Origin of the sequence: Sphingobium sp. WCS2017Hpa-17 (assembly GCF_031843765.1) — a bacterium.
Classification (GTDB): Bacteria; Pseudomonadota; Alphaproteobacteria; order Sphingomonadales; family Sphingomonadaceae; genus Sphingobium.
This window is the reverse complement of the sequence record NZ_JAVTIV010000016.1, coordinates 21,753-41,956: the sequence shown is the minus strand read 5'-3', so window position 1 is coordinate 41,956 and position 20,204 is coordinate 21,753. Positions and strand designations below refer to the sequence as shown.

Annotated in this window: 16 protein-coding genes and 1 pseudogene; 8 read left to right on the top strand and 9 right to left on the bottom strand. The window is 60.9% G+C overall.

Annotation, left to right across the window (positions count from 1 at the left end; all coding sequences use genetic code 11):
* Positions 1 to 57: 57 nt before the first annotated feature.
* Positions 58 to 435 (bottom strand): hypothetical protein, encoded by a 378-nt coding sequence (locus RQH62_RS18370; protein ID WP_311270172.1) that lies wholly within the window; start codon positions 433 to 435, stop codon positions 58 to 60.
* Between the two features lie 1,105 nt (positions 436 to 1,540).
* Positions 1,541 to 1,751 (bottom strand): annotated as a pseudogene (locus RQH62_RS18365) (3-hydroxyacyl-CoA dehydrogenase NAD-binding domain-containing protein); the annotation flags it as partial.
* On the opposite strand from RQH62_RS18365, the gene RQH62_RS18360 reads away from it, so the two are divergent.
* Positions 1,750 to 2,163, top strand: coding sequence for a hypothetical protein (locus tag RQH62_RS18360; RefSeq protein ID WP_311270171.1), 414 nt, complete (start codon positions 1,750 to 1,752; stop codon positions 2,161 to 2,163). The pseudogene RQH62_RS18365 and the gene RQH62_RS18360 overlap by 2 nt on opposite strands.
* A 20-nt stretch (positions 2,164 to 2,183) precedes the next feature.
* On the opposite strand, the gene ilvB is transcribed toward RQH62_RS18360, so the two are convergent.
* Genes ilvB through RQH62_RS18345 form a run of 3 tightly spaced genes read right to left on the bottom strand, consistent with a single transcriptional unit; the run spans position 2,184 to position 7,606 of the window.
* Complete coding sequence (gene ilvB, locus RQH62_RS18355; RefSeq protein ID WP_311270170.1) at positions 2,184 to 3,923, bottom strand: biosynthetic-type acetolactate synthase large subunit; 1,740 nt, start codon at positions 3,921 to 3,923, stop codon at positions 2,184 to 2,186.
* A gap of 31 nt (positions 3,924 to 3,954) precedes the next feature.
* Positions 3,955 to 5,262: a pyruvate dehydrogenase complex dihydrolipoamide acetyltransferase gene (locus tag RQH62_RS18350; RefSeq protein WP_311270169.1), complete on the bottom strand. Its 1,308-nt coding sequence runs from the start codon at positions 5,260 to 5,262 to the stop codon at positions 3,955 to 3,957.
* Position 5,263: 1 nt separating this feature from the next.
* On the bottom strand, positions 5,264 to 7,606 hold the full coding sequence (locus RQH62_RS18345) for a transketolase (protein ID WP_311270168.1): 2,343 nt from the start codon (positions 7,604 to 7,606) through the stop codon (positions 5,264 to 5,266).
* Between the two features lie 127 nt (positions 7,607 to 7,733).
* Between RQH62_RS18345 and RQH62_RS18340 the strand changes: the two genes are divergently transcribed.
* The gene (locus RQH62_RS18340; protein ID WP_311270167.1) at positions 7,734 to 8,201 is read left to right on the top strand and encodes an Lrp/AsnC family transcriptional regulator; all 468 of its coding nucleotides are present in this window, start codon (positions 7,734 to 7,736) and stop codon (positions 8,199 to 8,201) included.
* 69 nt (positions 8,202 to 8,270) lie between these two features.
* Here the strand turns inward: RQH62_RS18340 and RQH62_RS18335 are convergent, their stop codons facing one another.
* The gene (locus RQH62_RS18335) at positions 8,271 to 9,053 is read right to left on the bottom strand and encodes an IclR family transcriptional regulator C-terminal domain-containing protein (protein ID WP_311270166.1); all 783 of its coding nucleotides are present in this window, start codon (positions 9,051 to 9,053) and stop codon (positions 8,271 to 8,273) included.
* 110 nt (positions 9,054 to 9,163) lie between these two features.
* Between RQH62_RS18335 and RQH62_RS18330 the strand changes: the two genes are divergently transcribed.
* The 3 genes from RQH62_RS18330 to pcaF are packed head-to-tail and all read left to right on the top strand — an operon-like array spanning position 9,164 to position 11,769.
* Positions 9,164 to 9,853 (top strand): 3-oxoacid CoA-transferase subunit A, encoded by a 690-nt coding sequence (locus tag RQH62_RS18330; protein WP_311270165.1) that lies wholly within the window; start codon positions 9,164 to 9,166, stop codon positions 9,851 to 9,853.
* Between the two features lie 29 nt (positions 9,854 to 9,882).
* Positions 9,883 to 10,539: a 3-oxoacid CoA-transferase subunit B gene (locus tag RQH62_RS18325; protein ID WP_311270164.1), complete on the top strand. Its 657-nt coding sequence runs from the start codon at positions 9,883 to 9,885 to the stop codon at positions 10,537 to 10,539.
* Between the two features lie 21 nt (positions 10,540 to 10,560).
* Positions 10,561 to 11,769, top strand: coding sequence for a 3-oxoadipyl-CoA thiolase (gene pcaF / locus RQH62_RS18320; protein ID WP_311270163.1), 1,209 nt, complete (start codon positions 10,561 to 10,563; stop codon positions 11,767 to 11,769).
* A gap of 104 nt (positions 11,770 to 11,873) precedes the next feature.
* Here the strand turns inward: pcaF and RQH62_RS18315 are convergent, their stop codons facing one another.
* Entirely contained in the window at positions 11,874 to 13,070 is a 1,197-nt protein-coding gene (locus RQH62_RS18315; RefSeq protein ID WP_311270162.1) for a serine hydrolase domain-containing protein, read from the bottom strand.
* A 132-nt stretch (positions 13,071 to 13,202) separates the two neighbouring features.
* Positions 13,203 to 14,396 (bottom strand): serine hydrolase domain-containing protein, encoded by a 1,194-nt coding sequence (locus tag RQH62_RS18310; protein ID WP_311270161.1) that lies wholly within the window; start codon positions 14,394 to 14,396, stop codon positions 13,203 to 13,205.
* 210 nt (positions 14,397 to 14,606) lie between these two features.
* On the opposite strand from RQH62_RS18310, the gene RQH62_RS18305 reads away from it, so the two are divergent.
* The 3 genes from RQH62_RS18305 to RQH62_RS18295 are packed head-to-tail and all read left to right on the top strand — an operon-like array spanning position 14,607 to position 17,320.
* Positions 14,607 to 15,581 (top strand): NAD(P)H-quinone oxidoreductase, encoded by a 975-nt coding sequence (locus RQH62_RS18305; RefSeq protein WP_311270160.1) that lies wholly within the window; start codon positions 14,607 to 14,609, stop codon positions 15,579 to 15,581.
* Positions 15,582 to 15,596: 15 nt separating this feature from the next.
* Positions 15,597 to 16,499, top strand: a complete 903-nt coding sequence (locus RQH62_RS18300) for an alpha/beta hydrolase (protein WP_311270159.1) — start codon at positions 15,597 to 15,599, stop codon at positions 16,497 to 16,499.
* Complete coding sequence (locus tag RQH62_RS18295; protein ID WP_311270158.1) at positions 16,496 to 17,320, top strand: alpha/beta hydrolase; 825 nt, start codon at positions 16,496 to 16,498, stop codon at positions 17,318 to 17,320. The genes RQH62_RS18300 and RQH62_RS18295 overlap by 4 nt, the downstream gene beginning before the upstream one ends.
* 189 nt (positions 17,321 to 17,509) lie before the next feature.
* On the opposite strand, the gene RQH62_RS18290 is transcribed toward RQH62_RS18295, so the two are convergent.
* Positions 17,510 to 19,900, bottom strand: a complete 2,391-nt coding sequence (locus tag RQH62_RS18290) for a TonB-dependent receptor domain-containing protein (RefSeq protein WP_311270157.1) — start codon at positions 19,898 to 19,900, stop codon at positions 17,510 to 17,512.
* Positions 19,901 to 20,204: the final 304 nt, after the last annotated feature.

The window sequence follows — 20,204 nt, the reverse complement described above, 5'->3', positions numbered from 1 at the left end:
CCAAATTCCCCTTGTCGCTCAAAATCGCCAGGACGCGCAAAAGCGCGCCACGGACGATCAGGCGCGGGGCGGTCTCAAAAGGGAATCCGGCTTGACGGAATCTATACGCTTGGCAGGCGCCGTGACCCAAAGATTGGCAGCCGCAAACTGGGTCATGCCGACCACCGGCTGTGCTGGCACATCTACGCCCTGAACGACACCATGGGCGGCCACATGCACCACATCGCCGCTGCCGGAATCGTCTTCATCATCATGACTATGATGCCCGCTGGCATGTTCATGGTCATGGCTGGATGCCTTGGCATGGTGATCGAAACCGGACGCATGGGAATGTTCGACATCGTCCATATGCGGCAAGGCATCATGCCAGGTCGCGAGCATCACCATGCTGAACAACGCCAAAATGCCGAAAAGCGCCGTGAAGCGCCTCCGCATCCTGAGCGCTGGAATCGCGCGAGATGATGCATGAAACCGTGCCATCATTCCATGCGTATCGCGTACGCAAGGGTTGGGCAAGCAAATCGCAGGAGGGGAGGTGCGGGCTATTCAGTTAGGCATTTTATGCTCAAAAGCGGGCCTGCATCGGCATGATCATGTTGGATCGCCGCATCTATGCGCGTTTTGCGATATCGAGTGAACAGTCGAGCCTATGCGGACCGATTTCCGCGTCGAAACTATCATGCGAAGCCAGCCAGGCGTCAATCTGGCGCGGTGCCACACATCGTCAAAAGCGCACACCAATAGCGACCTGAACATCAAGCAATGGCATGATGTTTTGGATGCAACGCCTCTGCAGGCATCTGGTGACCCCTACGGGAGGTCTCTCTCATCCAGTAACATCTCAGTTTTCGGCCATTTATCACTGAGGGTTTTGCTTTAAGGGTACCCGTGAAGTGTACTCATCATGCACTCGTCCGTAAAGAGGCATCAACGACTGTTGGTCGCTTTGTCAGACTTAACCATTCGATTGCAGGGTTAAATGGGGCTCCCGCAACCAACTTAAACTACATTTATCGTAAGCAGCGTCGTTTGAAGCCAGGGATGCTTCGATCACATGAGCAATAGCTCCATTTACGGCCGCCTTCGGGCGGCCTTTTTGCTGTCTGCAGATCGCGATAATGCCTGCCAGATCACCGCGTATGTCGACCTTGGTGTGTTGCTCCCCGTCAGGCGATATGTAGATCGCCGACAGCATCGAATGCAGAATGTCACGGGCCTGTAGACGCGACGCTTCATCCATTCCAGATATCGCAATGTGCAGCGCTGCAATCTGACGGTGGTAGTGCAGAGCCATATTCGGATGGAGCAATGGGGCAGGAGCTTCACTTTGCAGGAGTTCCTGCTCCAGTTCCTTTTTACGAGCCTCCAGCGAAATCATCTTGGCATTGATCTTCTCTGCAAGCAGAAGCGCACGGTCAAGCAGTTGCACGCCGATCTGGCGAGCCTGGGCTATGACGATTCCTATAATCGGGTCGCTGCCTTTGATCGGCAGGGTGGAGGTGTTTGATCCGATTATGATGTCGGGGCCAAGCACGACCTCGGTCCGGTAGGGGACATCGGTTTTCAGGTCGCGCGCCTCGAACACCGCCTCGATCAAGGTCGCAGCCGTCAAGATCGGCATAGTCGGTGGTCGGCTGAAGGTGGTTCAAGATCGCGTTTGCCCGCGCTTCGTCCATCCGCCGCTTCGCCAGACGCTCGGCGGTATAGGCCTTGCCATTCTCTGATGAAGTCATTTCGCAATCCAGCAGCATGACCTCGATTCCGGCCTGCGCGGTCACCATGGCAATGCCTGCTCCCATCATACCGGGCCAGAACGCCGATCTTGCGCGGAGGCATGGCGGGTTCGCCCTGCGGGCGCCTCGCACCTTTCTCGGCTGCCTGTTTGGACACGAACAGAGATCGGACCATCGCGCCTGCCTGCGGATCGGCCACCAGCTTTGCGAAATATTTGCTCTCCAGCCGGAGGGCAGTGTCCATCGGCAACTGGCTGCCCTCATAGACCGCGCTCAGGATCGCGAGCGGCCCGTTCAGATTGTCGCCTGCATTGGCATGCCTCATGGCGGTGGCGCGGGCTATCGTCATGACGAAGGCTGGGTTGAAAATGCCCACACCGCCGGGGAACTTGAAGTCTTTCTCGTCCCAGGGCTGAAAGGGCGAGATTGAGTCGTCAGCGTGGAATCTCATCAAACTGCGGTTTCATCAATCACAAAACCATGCCTGTCTTTGCCCCGGCCGAGCAGCATTTCCGTATGGGCTGCGCCGCCCGGTATCATGGGATAGCAATTTTCGAGCTTGGCGACCCTGCAGTCCACCAATACGGGGCCCGGCGTCGCCAGCATCGCGGCGATCCCGCGATCAAGTTCGCTGGCATGATCGATAGTGATGCCGGTCCAGCCATAGGCATCCGCCACCGACGCGAAGTCGGGCAGCGATTCCGAATAGCATTCGGCATAGCGGCTGCCATAGCTGACATCCTGTAATTGCCGCACCATGCCCAAATGGCGGTTGTTGAGCATGAACATTTTGACGGGCAGGCGATACTGAACGGCGGTCGCCATTTCCTGCATATTCATCTGGAAAGATGCATCGCCGGTAATGCCGATAACCAGCGTTTGCGGATGCGCGATCTGAGCGCCGATTGCGGCGGGCAGACCATAGCCCATGGTGCCAAGACCGCCACTCGTCAGCCAGCGATTGGGCTGATTGAACCGGAGATGTTGCGCCGCCCACATCTGATGCTGCCCGACATCAGTGGTGACGATGGGCAAGCGGTCGCGAATGGCGGCCCAGAGCGTGGTCAGGGCAAGCTGTGGCGCCATGTCGGGCGCGCTATTCTCATAGGCCAGGCAATCGATGGCGCGCCATTGCGCGATCTGTTGCCACCAGTGTGACAGGTCTTGGGCCTGCGCCGTCCAGCGATCATTGATCGCCGACAGTGCTGACCCGGCATCGGCTACGATGCACAGATCCACCTTCACATTTTTGCCGATGGAACTGCGGTCGATATCGATATGGATTTTGCGGGCATTGGGGGCGAAGGCATCAATCCGGCCAGTAACGCGATCATCGAAACGCGCACCGACGGCGATGATCACGTCTGCCTCATGCATCGCCCAATTGGCTTCATAGGTGCCATGCATGCCGAGCATGCCCAGCCATTGCGGGGACGAAGCGGGGAAGGCGCCCAGACCCATCAGCGTCGATGTGACCGGCGCGCCGGTGCGTTCGGCCAGAATGCGCAGAGCGTCGGAAGCTGCCGGCCCGGCATTGATGACGCCACCGCCCGTATAGAGGATGGGCCGCCGCGCGTCGGCGATCATCGCAACAGCGCGCGCAATCTCATCCGGCGCAGCGCCGTGCGCAGGACGATAGGCCGGATGACACACTTCGGCTGGCGGTGATGCGGGATAGAGGGCCTTATACACCTGCACATCGCGCGGAATGTCGATCAGCACCGGGCCAGGGCGACCAGTGGACGCGATCATATGCGCCTCGCGCAGCACGGCCTCCACGCGGTCCGTCGTCTTCACGAGATAATTATGCTTGGTGCAATGGCGGGTGATGCCGAGCGTGTCGCATTCCTGAAAAGCATCCGTGCCCAATAAATGAGTGGCGACCTGACCGCTGATGGCGATCAGAGGGATGGAGTCCATAAGGGCATCGGCCAGACCCGTAACGATATTGGTGACCCCTGGCCCGGATGTCACCAGCACAACGCCCGGCTTACCTGTCGCGCGGGCATAGCCTTCGGCGGCGTGCACTGCCCCCGCCTCATGGCGGACGAGTATGTGCCTGATGACATTCTGGTGCAGCAGTTCGTCATAGATGGGTAGCACCGCGCCGCCGGGATAGCCGAAGATCACATCGACACCCAGATCGGCCAATGTCCGCAAAACGATCTGCGCGCCCGTCAGTCCGGTCATGACGAAGCTCCGTTCTCGCAGCCCCGAACCATCATGCGACGATCAGCATCGGCTGTTCGACGAAGGTACGGAATGCAGCCATGAACTGTGCCGCGATTGCGCCGTCGATGGCGCGATGGTCGAAACTGGCGGTGGCCGCCATGATGGTGGCGAGGGCCAGCTGACCATCGACTTTCCACGGCTGCTCCACACCGGCGCCGATGCCCAGGATCAGGGCCTGTGGCGGATTGATGACCGGGAACATCTCATCGATGCCGAACATGCCGAGGTTGGATATGGAGGCGGTGCCGCCCTGATAGTCCTCTGGCATTAGCTTGCCCTCGCGCGCCTTGGCCGCCAGCGCCTTGCTTTCATTGGCGATCGCCGACAGGGAGCGTGCACCGGCATCCCTGATGATCGGCGTGATCAGGCCGCCGTCGATCGCGACCGCCATCGATATATCGACACGGGAAAAGCGGTGCAGTTCTTCGCCGCCAAACTGGACATTGGCGTCGGGCACTTCGATCAGCGCCAGTGCCATCGCTTTGACCAGCATGTCATTGACGCTGAGCTTGGTGCCGCGCGCCGCCAGGCCGGCATTCAGCTCGCTGCGCAGTGTCAGCAGCGGGTCGAGGTTACAGCGCACCGTCAGGTAGAAATGCGGTACGGTCTGCTTCGATTCCGTCAGGCGGCGCGCGATCGTGCGGCGCATGGAACTGAGCTTTTCAGTCACAACCGGAACACCAGCAGGCAGCGGCGCGACGGTCATCGTCGGGGCGGGGATAGTGGCAGTCGCGAAAAGCGCCGGTACGGCCGGCGTTGCCAGAAGCCCAATGCCAAGGTCTGCCCGGACGATCCGGCCATGGGGACCAGTGCCGGTGATGCGATCAAGGCTGATGCCCTTGGCTTCCGCTATGCGCCGCGCCAGCGGGCTGACACGGACCTTGTCGGCCGGGGACAGGCGCGTGCCGGGCGCTGGGATTTCCGGAGCGTGCTGCGGGGTGAGAGGCGTTGGGGCGGGCGCCGATGTCGATGCAGGGGAAGGTGATGCTGCGGCGACAGGGGCCGATGCCTCTGTCTCTGCATTTGCCGCGACTGCCGGTTCGGGGATGGGCTCGCCTGCTTCCACGAGCAGGGCGATGATCGTGCCGACCGGCACGTCCGCCGTGCCTTCGGCAACGGTCAGGCTGGCGATCCGGCCCTCATCGATCGCCTCATATTCCATCGTGGCCTTGTCGGTCTCGATCTCGGCCAGCATGTCGCCGGGCTTCACCATGTCGCCCTCGGCAACCAGCCATTTGGCCAGCGTACCCTTTTCCATCGTCGGCGAGAGCGCCGGCATCTTCAGTTCGATAGCCATATCAGTTTCCCAGGAAAAATTCGGCAGCCGCTTCGACGATGGCGTCGCTATCCAGACGATAGGTGCGATAGAGATCGGGCAGGCTGCCAGTCTGGCCGAAACGGTCGGTGCCGAGCGGGCTGACCTTCATGCCTGTTACGCCGCCCAGCCAGGACAGGGCGCCGGGCGCGCCGTCCAGCACGGTCACCAGTCCAGCGCCCGGCGCGAGCGCCGATAGCAATGTTTCGGCATGGCAGGGCGTGGGCGACCGATCGGCCCAGCGCGCGGCCCGGCGCGCCGACCAGTCGCGATGCAGCAGGTCGGGCGACGTGACGTTCAGCAGGCCAAGGCCCGGTACATCCTCCGCCAGCTGCTCCCATGCCGCCAGCGCTTGCGGGGCAACCACGCCGGTGAAGACGATGGCCAGTTCGGCTCCCTGCGAGGGCTTGCGCAGCCAGTACGCGCCCTTTAGCGCATCGGCCTTCCACCCGTCATCCTCGCGGGTAACCTGCGGGATAGAGAGGGTCGACAAGCGTAGATAGACCGATCCACCGTCCGGTTGCTGCATATGGTCGAAGGCGAAGGCCATCATTGCCGTCACTTCATCGGCATAGGCCGGCTCGAAATAGGTGAGGCCCGGCTGGCCCATGCCGATCAGCGGTGTGTTGATCGACTGGTGCGCACCGCCCTCTGCCGCCAGCGTCAGGCCGGATGGCGTGCCGACCAGCAGGAAGCGCGCATCTTGGTAGCAGCCATAGTTGAGCGCATCGAGCCCGCGCGAAATGAACGGGTCGTATACGGTGCCCACGGGGAGCAGCCGCGTGCCGAAATGCGGGGCTGCGAGGCCCAGCGACGCCAGCATGATGAAGAAGTTGTTCTCGGCAATGCCGAGCTCGATATGCTGTCCGGCGGCATGCTGCGCCCATTTCTGGGCGGATGGGATCTTTGCCTTGTGGAACACGTCCGCCAGTTCCTGCCGACGGAACAGGCCGCGCTGGTTGACGAAGGCGCCCAGGTTCGTCGTCTGGGTGACGTCGGGGGCGGTGGTGACGATCCGGTCGGCCAGCGGCTCGCCCGACTTGGCGAGGTCGAGCAGGATGCGGCCGAAGGCGGCCTGCGTTGATTGTTCGGCGCCATCGGGCGCGCGCAGGGTGGTGGGCACCGGGACCGGCTCGGCGACGGACTCGGCCCGCTTTCGCGCGATCGGGCTGGCATCGACGAATGCCTGCAACTGGGTCGCGGCATTGTCGCCAAGCCCGCCCCAGCGATCCCACTCCTGACCCTCCGGCACGCCCAGCGTGGCGCGGAACTGCTCCATCTGGCCGGGGTTCATCATGCCCGAATGGTTATCCTTGTGGCCGGCAAGCGGCAGGCCGAAGCCCTTGACCGTATAGGCGATGAACAGGGTCGGCCGATCGTCCTGCGCGCCATCAAATGCCTCGACCAGCGACTCGATGCAGTGGCCGCCCAGATTGGTCATCAGCGCTGCGAGCGCGACATCGTCATAGCTGTCGAGCAGCTTCTTGACGTTCGAATTGCTGCCGATGTCGGCCATCAGCCGCTCGCGCCAGGCCGTGCCGCCCTGATAGGTCAGGGCCGCATAATCGGCATTGGGACAGCTATCGATCCATTCCTCGATCGACTTGCCGCCCGGACGCTTGAATGCGGCTTGCTGCAGCTTGCCGAACTTCAGCGTGACAACGCGCCATCCGCAGGTTTCGAAAATATCGTCGAAGCGGCGGAACATGCGGTCGGCTGTCGTCGCATCGAGCGACTGCCGATTATAGTCGACGATCCACCAGCAGTTGCGCAGGTCGTGCTTGTAGCCTTCGATCAGGCATTCGTAGATATTGCCCTCGTCCAGTTCCGCATCGCCCATCAGGGCGATCATGCGGCCGGCATCTTCTTCGCGGACCTGGCCATGGGCGATCAGATAGTCCTGCACCAGGCTGCTGAAGGCCGTGACGGCGACGCCCAGACCGACCGAGCCGGTGGAGAAATCGACCGGGATCGAATCTTTCGTGCGGCTGGGATAGCTTTGGACGCCGCCAAGTCCGCGAAAGCGCTGCATCTTGTCGAGTGACTGCTGTCCCAGCAGATAATGGATGGCGTGCAGGACCGGCCCGGCATGCGGTTTGACCGCAACCTTGTCCTGCGGGCGCAGTGCATGGAAGTAGAGCGCGGACATGATCGCCGTCATCGACGCGCAACTGGCCTGATGCCCACCCACCTTCATATTGTCGGTCTTGGGCCGGAGATGATTGGCATTGTGAATCAACCAGGACGACAGCCAGCGCAGCCGCGTGTCGAGCTGCTCCAGCGCGGTGATGAGGGACGGGCGGTCTTGAGCGAGCATGTCTGCCATGAAACTTCCTAGTTAGGCTGTGGAAGCGATTTAGGCGAAAAGGGCAGGGTGAGTCCTTGCGAATTGATGCGCGCTAATGCATAAAATTGGCATATTATGCCTTTCATAAATTGTATATGGGAATATTATGCCAATTGCAACGCTCGACGATCTGGACCGCCGCATGTTATCTGCGTTGCAAGCAGACGGCCGGATAACGAATTTGCAGCTTTCGGAGCAGGTCGGCCTGTCGCCCAGCCCCTGCCTGCGGCGGTTGAAGCAGTTGGAAACCCAGGGCGTGATTACGCGCTATGTGGCGCTGTTGGACCCCGATCAACTGGGGCTTGGCGTAACCGCCTTCGTGCGCATCCGACTGGATCAGCAGGATGACCGTCATCTCACGATTTTCGAGGAGGCGGTGGCCCAGTTTCCCGAAGTGATGGAATGCTATCTGATGAGCGGGGATTGCGACTATCAGCTGCGACTGGTCGTCGAAGATCTGAAAGCCTTCGAGAATTTCCTGCGCTATAAACTCACCCCGATCGAGGGCGTGTCTCAGGTGACGACAAGCTTCGCCTTGCGACCCGTGGTCTATAAAACTGCGCTGCCGATCTAAAAGTCACTACTTCGCGCTGCTCCCTGCGGAAGCCCTTTACATCCTATCGGGGCCGGTTGTCCGTTCGCTTCATTTGGCGAGAGCCATGGCGGTAAGCTCTCTCGCGCGGCGCTTGAGCACTGGGAAATAAGCTGTGCGAAGGTCGACCAGCGACACTCTCGCAGCTTGTGTCCCGACATTGAGCGCCGCGATGATCGACCCGGATAGTCCGTAGATGGGGACTGCGATCGAACGAAGCCCAAGCTCAAGTTCTTCATCCACTATCGCATAGCCCTCTTCAGCGATCCTGTCGCACAACGCATGAAGTTCCGAAGGTCTCGTTTCTGTTCTCTCAGTGATAGGGGCCAACTCCGTGCGACGGAAATAAGCGGCTCGATCCGCGCGAGATATGTCCGAAAGCAGCACCCGGCCCATTGAGGTTGCATAGAGGGGCAGGCGACTTCCGACGCGCAGCGCGATCGACATGATGCGCGAAACCTCGGCGCGCGCAATGTAGCAGACCTGATCCTCGTCCATGATCCCCAGCGAACAGGATTCCCCCAGATCGTCCCGCAATTGATCGAGCACCGGCTGCGCCCTGATCGCCAGCGGTGTCGAGGAAAGATAGGCATATCCAAGCGACATGACCTTAGGCTGCAACACATAATTACTGCCATCCTGCGCCACATATCCCAGCTTCGACAATGTGAGCAGGCATCGCCTGACAGCCGGACGGCTAAGGCCGGTGGCCTTGCTCGCCTGCGCGATCGTCATCGGCCGCTCTTGCTCGGCGAAGCAGCGCAGCACGGCGAGTCCCCGCGCCAGCGACATCATGAATTCGGGATCACCACCAGCATCCAGGAAATCTGACACCGACACATCCTTTTGTTCGACCGATAACCGTACATAATGTCGTTTATCGATTGACCTATGTGTTGGCTACCTGAACATGGCTCTTATTAATTTGGCGCGAGGAGAGGTGCATGATCGACAAAAGCATGCGCGATGCTGCAGCAGCGGTAGCGGAAATCCAAGATGGTGCGTCGGTCATGATCGGCGGCTTCGGCACGGCCGGCATGCCCGATCAGTTGATTGACGCGCTGATCGATCGCGGCGTTGGCGACCTTACCATCATAAACAACAATGCCGGCAATGGCGAGGCGGGCGTCGCTGCGCTGATCCGCGAGGAGCGGGTGAGGAAGATCATCTGTTCCTTCCCACGCCAGTCGGATTCGCATCATTTCGACGCCGCCTGGCGCGCAGGGAAAATCGAACTGGAACTGGTGCCGCAGGGTAATCTGGCAGCCCGCATCCAGGCGGCGGGCGCCGGCCTGGGCGCCATCTTCACGCCGACCGGCTATGGCACGGAGCTAGCGCAGGGCAAGGAAGTGCGCGAGATCGACGGCAAGCACTATGTGCTGGAATATCCGATCAGGGCCGACTTCGCATTGATCAAGGCGCAGCAGGGCGATCGCTGGGGCAACCTCGTCTACCGCAAGACCGCACGTAATTTCGGTCCGATCATGGCGATGGCGGCGGCGACCACGATCGCGCAGGTGGGCAACATCGTGGAACTGGGAAGCATCGATCCGGAAGTGGTGGTGACGCCGGGCATCTTCGTCCAGCGCGTCGTAGAGATTGCCTCCGCCAACACCCACGCGCTCGCAGCCTGAGCCGGCTGCCCGATCCGAGAGGAACCGACATGAACCGCATGACCCGTGACCAGATGGCCGCCCGCGTTGCCCAGGACATTCCCGAAGGCGCTTATGTCAATCTGGGCATAGGCCTCCCCACCAAGGTCGCCAATTATCTGCCGCAGGAACGCGACATCTTCCTGCAGAGCGAGAATGGCCTGCTGGGCATGGGGCCGGCGCCCGCTGCTGGGGATGAGGATTGGGAACTGATCAACGCCGGCAAACAGGCAGTGACGCTGCTGGCCGGTGGCAGCTTCTTCCACCATGCCGACAGCTTCGCGATGATGCGCGGCGGGCATCTGGACATCTGCGTTCTGGGCGCGTTCCAGGTGTCGGTACATGGCGACCTTGCCAACTGGCATACCGGGGAACCGGGCGCGATCCCGGCCGTGGGCGGCGCGATGGACCTCGCCATCGGCGCCAAGCAGACTTTCGTCATGATGGACCTGCTGACCAAGCAGGGGACAAGCAAGCTGGTGGATGTCTGCACCTATCCGTTGACCGGCCTTGGCTGCGTATCGCGCGTCTATAGCGACCTCGCCGTCTTCGATGTGGGCCCCGGTGGCGCCACCGTGATCGAGATGGTCGAGGGCCTCACGATCGAAGAACTGTGCAGGCTGACCGGCGTACGGCTTGCTCATGCCGGCGAGACTGAAGCCGCCTGACCATCAGAAAGAGGATTATCGATGACCGACGCCTTCATTTGCGATGCCGTCCGCACGCCCATCGGCCGCTATGCCGGCGGCTTGGCCAATATCCGCGCCGACGATCTGGGCGCCGTACCGATGAAGGCGCTGCTGGCGCGCAACCCGGCGCTTGATCCCTCGGCAGTCGAGGAGGTCTTCTACGGCTGCGCCAATCAGTCGGGCGAGGATAATCGCAATGTCGCGCGCATGAGCCTGCTGCTCGCTGGCGTGCCACATAGTGTGCCGGGCGTGACTCTCAATCGCCTTTGTGCCTCTGGTCTGGAAGCTGTCGGCGCGGCGGCGCGGGCGATCCGTTCGGACGAGATGGGACTCGCGATCGCCGGCGGCGTCGAGAGCATGACGCGGGCGCCCTTCGTGATGGGCAAGAGCGCGGACACCTTCGGTCGGGGCCAGAAACTGGAAGACACGACGATGGGCTGGCGCTTCGTCAACCCCGCGCTCGATGCGCTTTACGGGACGGAGACGATGCCGCGTACCGGCGAGAATGTGGCGCAGGACTATGGCGTCAGCCGCGCGGACCAGGACGCCTTCGCTCTGCGCAGCCAGCAGCGCGCCGCCGCTGCGCAGGCCAGCGGCTTCTTTGCCGAAGAGATCGTTCCCGTCATGGTGCCGGGCCGGAAACGCGGTGAAATGCTAGAGCTCTCCGTCGACGAACATCCCCGCGCTGACACGACGATGGAGACGCTGGCGAAACTCAAGCCCCTGTTCGGCCCGGACGATACGGTGACGGCCGGCAACGCATCTGGCATCAATGACGGCGCAGCGGCGATGATCGTCGCCAGCGAGGCGGCAGCGAAGGCCAATGGCCTGACGCCGCGTGCGCGCATATTGGGCATGGCGTCGGTCGGAGTCGAACCGCGCATCATGGGCATCGGCCCGCTGCCTGCGACCCAGAAGCTGCTGGCGCGCCTGGGCCTCGTGATCAGCGATTTCGATGCGATCGAACTCAATGAAGCGTTCGCCAGCCAGGGCGTCGCGGTCATGCGCGGGCTCAGTCTGCCGGATGACACGACGCATGTGAACCCCAATGGCGGCGCGATCGCGCTTGGCCATCCACTGGGCATGTCGGGCGCGCGCATCGCCATGACGCTGGTGCACCAGTTGCAAAAGACCGGCGGCAAGCGCGGGATCGCCACGCTTTGCATCGGTGTCGGCATGGGGCTGGCGCTGGCGGTCGAGCGGGTCTGACTAGGGCCGGGAGATCATCGATGTCGCAAACCCCTGTGCGCCGCGAACGGGAAGGGGGTATTTCCCGTTCGCGCATTCTCTTAGTGCGGCGCCCGCTGCGAGGATCACTTGCGTCTGCTCAGTGCGGGCGCGCCGTAGGTGGCGGGCAGAAGCCGGGCTAGCCTCGGGTCCATGCCCTCAGGGTCGTCGATTACCATGGCGCCTGCCACATAAGCTACGCTGACCCGGTTTGCTGGGTCGGCAAAGCCGATCGTTCCACCCCAGCCGGGATGACCGAACGCTCCACGATCAGGACCCATCCTGCCCTTGATGTTCAACTGATATCCTGCAGAAAGGCGACGTTGGAGGCCCGTCACTTGGTCTATGCCTTCGGCGCGCTGCCGCGAGGCAGCCGCAATCGTTGTAGGCGAAAGCAGTTCCACGCTGTCCAGCCTTCCGTCATTCGCCAGCATTGCATAATGGCGCGCAAGCCCTCTGGCGCTCGCCATCATTCCTCCGGCTGGGATTCCTGCCGCTTGCCATTGAGGATCATTGGCCCAGGTTGCGACCAATTGCGGATTGAGTACCGCAGCATCGAACGCCGCCTGATTGGGAATAAGCGTCAGCGAATATTGCGTATCTCCGCTGGGTGGCACGGTTTCAGCCACCCGATGGCGCTCGCTTTCAGGCAGCCCCATGAACATGTCCAGACCCAGCGGTACGGCGAGTTCTTCACGGAAATAGGCCGCAACGGTGCGGCCATCTACCCGGCGGACCAATTCATCGGCAAGAGCGCCGATAGCAAGGGCATGATAACCAAGCGCCGTTCCCGGCTCGAAAAAGGGCGTCTCCGCCGCTAGCAGTCGCGCGACTTTTTCATGTCCATAATAGTCGTCGAGGGAGATCGGCGCACGTACTCCGCAAATACCAGCCTGATGCGACATCATCTGGCCAAGCGTGATCGATCCTTTGCCAGCATCCGCGAATTCCGGCCACCAGCGGGCGACAGGCATTTCATAGTCGAGCATCCCACGCTCAACGAGTAAGGCGATGCAGGTTGCTGTCGCCCCCTTCGTCGCGGACCAGATTGCAAACAAGGGGGCCTCGCCCATGGGCGCGGATCTGGCGGCGTCCGCATAGCCGCTGCGAAGATCGACGACCACTTCCCCCTCAAGCGTGACGACAAAAGTGGCGCCGACCTCAAGCCCAGCCGAGAAGTTGGCTGCAAAGGCGTCTGCGACAGTTTCGAAGCCCGGCGCGACATGGCCCTTCATATCTGTCGAGAGATCTGCCTTGGTTGCGACACTAAGATCTTCAGTCATGCACGCTCTCTTTCGGTATTATTGTCCAGCATGTCCGCCCTAGGCGAACGACGGTTGGTCTCGACGATGCTAAGGTGACGGAAAACGGTCGAATGAGTTTTGCGGGATAGCCATAACTTAAATTCATGGCCTTTATCTTCGCGAAGGAATGATCGCGTCGTAGACGGCGGACACTAGGCGCGCGATCCGTTTGTCGGTCTGGTTGGGGCCGGCAACGCGCATGCGGTTGACCGCGAAGCCGATGCTGAGGCGTGCCTTGGGATCGGCAAATCCAATGGAGCCGCCCCAACCCGCATGACCAAAGGTATTATCGTTGGGCCCCATCCAGCCGCGTTCGTTCAGATGAAATCCGGCAGCGTGACGCCGATAATTTCCCGTGACCTGATCGATGCCTTCTACCCGCTGCCGTGTGGCGGCCGCGATCGTCGTCGGTGAGAGCGGGCGGCCGCCCCGCAACCACCCCTGATTAGCCATAATCGCGTATAGCTGCGAAAGTCCGCGCGCATTCGCGCTCATGCCTGCGGCAGGAATACCAGCCCGATGCCAGGCCGGATCATTGGCATAGGCAGCCTCAAGCGGGGGGTTTTCGAATGCCGCGGTGAAAGCGTCCGGAACTGGAATGGAAGGAAGAGACATTTGTCTGTCCCCGTCGGGCAAAACGGTTCCGGCAAGCCTTTGGCGCGCTTCATCAGGCAACCCCATGAACATGTCGAGTTGGAAGGGACGTGCGAACTCGTCAGCGAATAAGGCGGAGGCAGTGCGGCCATCCACCCGTCGGATCAGTTCGTCCGCAAGGACGCCGAGCGAGAGCGCATGATATCCCCAGGCCGTGCCGGGTTTGAAAAACGGCTCCTCAGCCGCCAGCAAAGCCGCAAGACGATCATGGCGATAATAGTCATCGATCGAGATCGGCGTTCGGACGCCGCACAGGCCCGCTTGATGAGAGAGGAGTTGAGCAACGGTGATCTCGCCCTTGCCCTTTGCCGCAAAATCCGGCCAGTAGCGCGCGACGGGTCTCTCATAATCCAGCGAACCCCGCTCCACCAGAAGCGCTATGCACATTGCGGTTGCGCCCTTGGTCGCCGACCAGATCGGAAAGAGCGTGTCGGCGCTAACCGGTAATGTCCTGGCGCGGTCCATATGGCCGCCCCAAAGATCGACCACGACTTCACCTTCCAACGTCACGGCAAAGGCGGCGCCAAGATCCAGCCCCTCCTCTATATTGGCCGTGAAGGCTAGGCCGACCGCATCAAACCCCGGCGCGATCAGGCATGCGCTATCCAACGAAGTCCGGCCCTTCGGCTCGAAGGCGCTATTGCTCAGCATCGGCCCTCCCATCTCCCCAGCGTCCATTATGAGCTTGGGCCTGACTGGTGCCGGTCGAGCGCGCGGGCGTCCAATTCCTTTCCCGGAAACGGGATGAGAGGCAGTCATTGCTGCAAGCATGAGAGGTCTTCATGGCAGCTCCAGAAAAGCGATTGGACTTGGCCGGACCAGCGCTCGCATTGCGGAAGGGTCTGGAGAGGATGAGGGCATATGCGCGCGATTGAGATAGCGCAGGGCAAGGGCCCTGCATCAGCCATGCATGTCGCGCAGATCAAGAAGCCGGAACCAGGTCCTGGCGAACTCCTGATCAGGGTCGCGGCGGCCGGTGTCAATCGGCCCGATATTGCGCAGCGCGAGGGGCTCTATCCACCGCCGCCGGGGGTATCGCCGGTCTTGGGCCTTGAAGTCAGCGGCGTCGTTGAAGCCCTGGGCGAGGGATGCGGTACCTGGCGAAAGGGCGACCGGTTGTGCGCGTTGCTACCCGGCGGAGGCTATGCCGAATATGCGGTCGTTGATGCGCGCCATGCTCTGCCTGTACCCGGTCATATTCTACTGGAAACAGCGGCGGGCTTCCCGGAGACTATATTCACGGTTTACGCCAACATGTTCGAACGCGCCCGACTTGCGGCAGGCGAGAGGGTGCTGATCCATGGCGGAAATAGCGGGATCGGTGTCACCGCAATCCAGATGGCCAAGGCTGCCGGCGCACATATTCTGACCACCGTGCGCGGCCCCGAAAAAGCGGCGAGGGCGATGGAAATCGGTGCTGATCTGGCAATCGACGTGCTGAACGAGGATTTCGCTGATCGCTGCCGCGCCGAGGGCGGGGTGGACGTCATACTCGATATGCTGGGGGGCGATTATTTCGCGCGGAACATCGCTTCGCTGAACCCCGACGGCCGATTGGTCCAGATCGCGGCGCTCGCAGGCGGAGCCGTCGAGGTCAACCTCTTCGAGATCATTTTCAAGCGCCTGACGATCACTGCATCGACCCTGCGGGCGCGATCGGCCGATGAGAAGGCCCGGCTGACGGCAGCCATCTATCATGATGTCTGGCCATGGGTGGAGGAGGGGCGGGTCGCCATTCCCATCGACAGGATATTTCCGCTGGAAGAAGCGTCTGCCGCCCATAGCCGCCTCGAAAAGGGGCAGCAATTTGGGAAGGTGATATTGTCGATTGGTTGAAGGAGAGAGAGCAGGATGGAAAAACGAGACAAGCTTGCCGCACTGCGGCCGGTGCTGGATTTGTTCGACCCGAATGTAAACATGCCGGTTGAGCAGACGCGGACGATCGAACGTGACTATGGCGGCTCGGTGCCATTACCGCCCGGATGCGTAACCAGTCCTTTTGAACTGGGCGGCGTGCCTAGCCTGAAGATCGTGCCCGTCGATGCCGACGAGGAGGCTGCTATCCTGTTCTTTCATGCCGGAGGCTATTCCAGTGGCAGCCTGCTTGGTCATGCCGCTTATGCGGCTGCGCTTTGCGACGCGGCAGGCATCGTCGGTTTCCTTCCGGATTATCGGCTGGCGCCTGAGCATCTGTTCCCCGCTGCGATCGAGGATAGCTGCGCGGCGTTCGAGGCGCTCGTCGCTCAAGGGGTTAAATCCGATCGGATAGCGCTCGCGGGCGATTCTGCAGGGGGCGGGATCGTCTTCGCCGTCGCGCAGGACGTGCTTGGGCGTGGATCGCCTGCCCCTGGTTGCATCTATGCGATGAGCCCTTGGGCGGATCTCACGCAATCCGGCCTGTCCTACGAGACGCGGGCAGCGAGCGACCCGCTGCTCAGCCGCGCGGCCCTCACCGATCTCGCGCAAATCTATCTGGGCGCGCATGATCCGGCCGATCCGCGCGCCTCGCCGCTGTTCGGCGCCTTTGAGGGCTTCCCGCCGGTCATGATCGATGTCGGGGCCAACGAAGTGCTGCTGAGCGACGCGACCGGCCTTGCCGATCGACTCGCGATGGCCGGAGGCGAGGTCGAGCTGCATGTATGGCAGGACCTGATCCACATTTTTCCGTGGTTTGCGAAGGAGATCACCGATGGCGCGCTCGCCAATGCCCGCGCAGGTGCCTGGATCCGACGGCAGCTGATGGGTGAGGCATGACGATGGGAACGGTGCTGGAGCTCAACGGCTCGACGATCTACGTTGTCGATAGCGGGGAGGCTGATTTGCCGACCTTGCTATGCCTGCATTCGCTCTGGTTCGACCACAGCATGTTCGATCGCCTGGCAGTTGAGGCGAAGGGACGCTTCCGTGTCGTTCGCCCGGATTTCCGCGGGCAAGGACGGAGCGGCCGGTCAGCGGGACGATCGATCGAGATCGAGACCTGTTCGCGCGATGTAGAAGCTTTGTGCGATACCCTGGCGCTGCGAGATGTCCATATCGCCGGGCAGTCCATGGGCGGCGACGTAGCCTGGCAGATCCTGCGCCGCAGGCCTGGTCTTGTGCGAAGCCTTACATTGATGGGGTCTTCGGCGCGGGAGGAACCTGCCGATCAGCGCGTCTGGGCCGAGCGGTGGATATTGGAAAGCCAGACGCTCGGCATCGGCGGCGACCGTGCGGTGTTTCTGATGGAAGCATTATTTGGCCGGACCACGTTGGCCGATCCCGCGAGGCAGCCCATGCTGCGACACTGGCGAACCTTCATGGAAGGGGTCGGAGTATCGGGATTGTCGCCGATGATCGGCGTGGTGGAGCGTCCCGGTGTCCTCGACCTGCTACCCTCGATCGATACGCCGACCCTTGTCCTTTCGGGAACAGAAGATCGTGTGCGTCCACCAGGTTGGTCGCAGGAGGTCGTGGACCTGATGCCCAATGCAGCGCTCGTCCGGTTAGGATCCTGTGGCCACAGCCCGATCCTTGAAGTGCCCGATCAGGTCATTCCACTCCTCTTTGCCCACATTGATTATGTCGAGCAGAGTTGACAAGGATTGGGAGCCGGCACGCGGTGCCGGCTCCTCCTGAGCGTTCCAATGTGGATAGCCGACGTGACGCACGCTGGCAGCGCGACGGGTCCAGATGAAGCCATTGCACCCAACCATCGGCTCCAGGCGCTGTTCGGATCAGGATCATTGGGGACAGTCTCTCAAAACTGTCCCCGCCACCAGAAATCGTCAGTATCGGAACCCGACGGTCAATCCGTAAGTCGCGGGCATGCCGACATAGCGGCCGACATGCTCGGTCCGTATCACCGACGTGCTGTAATAGGTGTTGGTCACATTGTTCCCAAAAGCCTGGACGCGCCATGATCCGTCTTCGGCTTCAATGCCGGCCCTCAGGTTGAGGATTGTGTAACCCTCATTAAATTGAGAGGGAAAGCCCAGATCGATCGCGTTCTGGACACCGAAATAGGATTGGTTGCGGGACTGATAACGACCGTCCGCACCCGCGAAGGCATTCAGTCCGTTGCCAAGGCGCAGATCGTAGCGTGCGCCCAGATTGACGGTCCACTTGGAGACGAGCGGCAGCGGTTCTCCCTTGAAGTTGAGGGGGTCATTCACGAATTGGTTTACGCTGATGAAGTCTTTGGTGACTTTGGAATCGGCATATAGCATCGATCCGTTCAGCGTCAGTCCGCCAAAGGGTTTGGCCCGCACCGACAATTCTGCCCCGTTGATGCGGCTTTCCGGCACGTTTTGAAGCGCTACCAGAAAGCCGAATACGCCGAGCGGGTCCGGAACGCGCAGCTGCTGTTGCTTGTCGCGATAATCGGATCGGAACAGCGCGCCTTCAATATCGAGTTTGTTGGAGAAGAACCGGGATTTGAAACCCACTTCGTAGGCGAGGACCGACTCCTGTCGCGCTGGCGCGAGTGACTTGGTCGACGCCGCGCCGATGTTCGGGAAGCTGCCGGCCTTGTAGCCCTTGCTGACTGTAGCATAAAGCAGGGTGCCGTCCGCCGGTATCACATCGATGCCGACACGCCAGGAGACATTGTCTTCATTGAGGGCGTCATTGGCGAGTGCCGGCGTCAGCGTCTCGTCAAAGGTGAAGCAGCCGCCAGGCGGTATCGGAACCACGCCCACGCCGCCCTTCAGCAGCGACTGAAATGCTGTGAACGAAGTATTGTAGATGCCATCTCGATCGCGGGAGCATCCCGTGTGGGCGTTCTTCGTATCGGTGTAGCGCAACCCGCCATGGATATTGACGCTGTCGCTCAGCTGATAGTCCAGATTGCCGAAGACGGCTTTTGTCGTGATGTTCTGGCTAAGGTCATTCGATTGGAATTGAAGCGGCTGGGTGACACCCGGCAGGCCGATCAGAGCGTAAGCGCCAGTGATCCCTGAGACGTCCACAAACTGCTCTTCATAATCGCTCGTGTCGGAATAGGTGCCGCCGATGACCCATTTCAGTTTATCGTTCAGAAGCTGGCCGCTGAACCGGAGCTCATTGTAGAATGTCTTGATGTCACCGGTGTTGGTGCTGGCCAGAGCATAGTCGCCTCCCCCTTCGGGAATGCCGTCATTCTGGGTGAAATCGAGATAGTTGATGAGGTAGGTCAGGTTTATGTCGTTGGTGATTTCGAAATCAACGCGTCCAGAAGCCTGATAGAATATCTGATCATTGGCAGGCTTAGTGCCCCGGAGCCAGTTGGCTGCACGGATGTCGCCATTGAGCACAAGCGGCTCATTCGCAACCGCTGGAACCTGCGAGAGAAAGGCTGGCACCTGCGGTGCCAGGGCAAAGAGCTGCGGCGCCTGGGCTTCTGATTTGTCCGTCCAGTGATTGAGGTTGATCGCGATCTTCAGACGGTCCGATGGCGTCCAGTCGAGGAGCAGGCGTCCGATCTTGACGTTCCTGTCTCCTAAATCTTCATTGCGCGTGGTGGACTGCTGCCAAGCACCGCCTTGGTCGGTCGAGAATGCGAAACGCGCGCGCAGCGTGTCGGTGATTGGACCGCTCATAAACCCGTTGACGTTGAGGCGGTTGAAGCGCGCATAGGTTGCTTCAAAGCCGAAGCTCTCATGATCGGTCGGCTTGGCGGCAATGTAATTGATAGCGCCACCTGTCGCATTTTCGCCGAACAAGGTGCCTTGGGGCCCTCTGAGAATTTCGACTCGCTCCAGGTCGAGTGCCGCCCCTTTTGTCATCGCGCTGAAAGTAAGCGGCGCTTCATCGATGTAGACGCTCACAGCGGGTGGAGCACCTGTCGTGTCGCTGTTGAAGCTCACCCCACGAATGGCAAAAACGGGATTGCCCTTGGGACTCTCGGTAGCGGCAAAACTCGGATCTATCTTGGTGAGATCGCCCACATCGGCAACATTGAGTGACTTCAATTCTACGCCTGAAACGGCATTGATGCTCATTCCGACTGTATCTGATGCCTGCTGGCGCTTGTTTGCTGTCACGATGATTTCATCGAAGCCGTCTGAGCTGGCAACGGAACGGGCGGCGTCCTGTGCCAAAACCTGCGCTGGCCAAAGCATAGCGCTGCTTGCCAGCAGGCGCGTGAATATCTGCGGCCAGCGCGGTCCCGCGCGGCGGCGGGAATTTGTATCAGGCATATGATCCTCCCCTCTATTGAACAAACGTCACTTTTCGTGATCGATGACCGGGAGAGGCGCGGCAGGTCCTGCTTCGATCCGCAATCGTGGATCGGAGCCTTCGTACTCGACAGCATAATAGCGAGGATCGGCAGCACGATGTGCCAGCGAACCTTACCCCTCCCTTTGCTGACTGGCCTCGTCAGCTTGTTGATGGAAGGCAGATGCGCCTTCCCCGCAACCCCGTCCAATCACTTTTCATTGAGAGACATGGGCGTTGGTAATGGCTGCGATGCTTAACCCTATGACCAGCAGGCAAGCATCA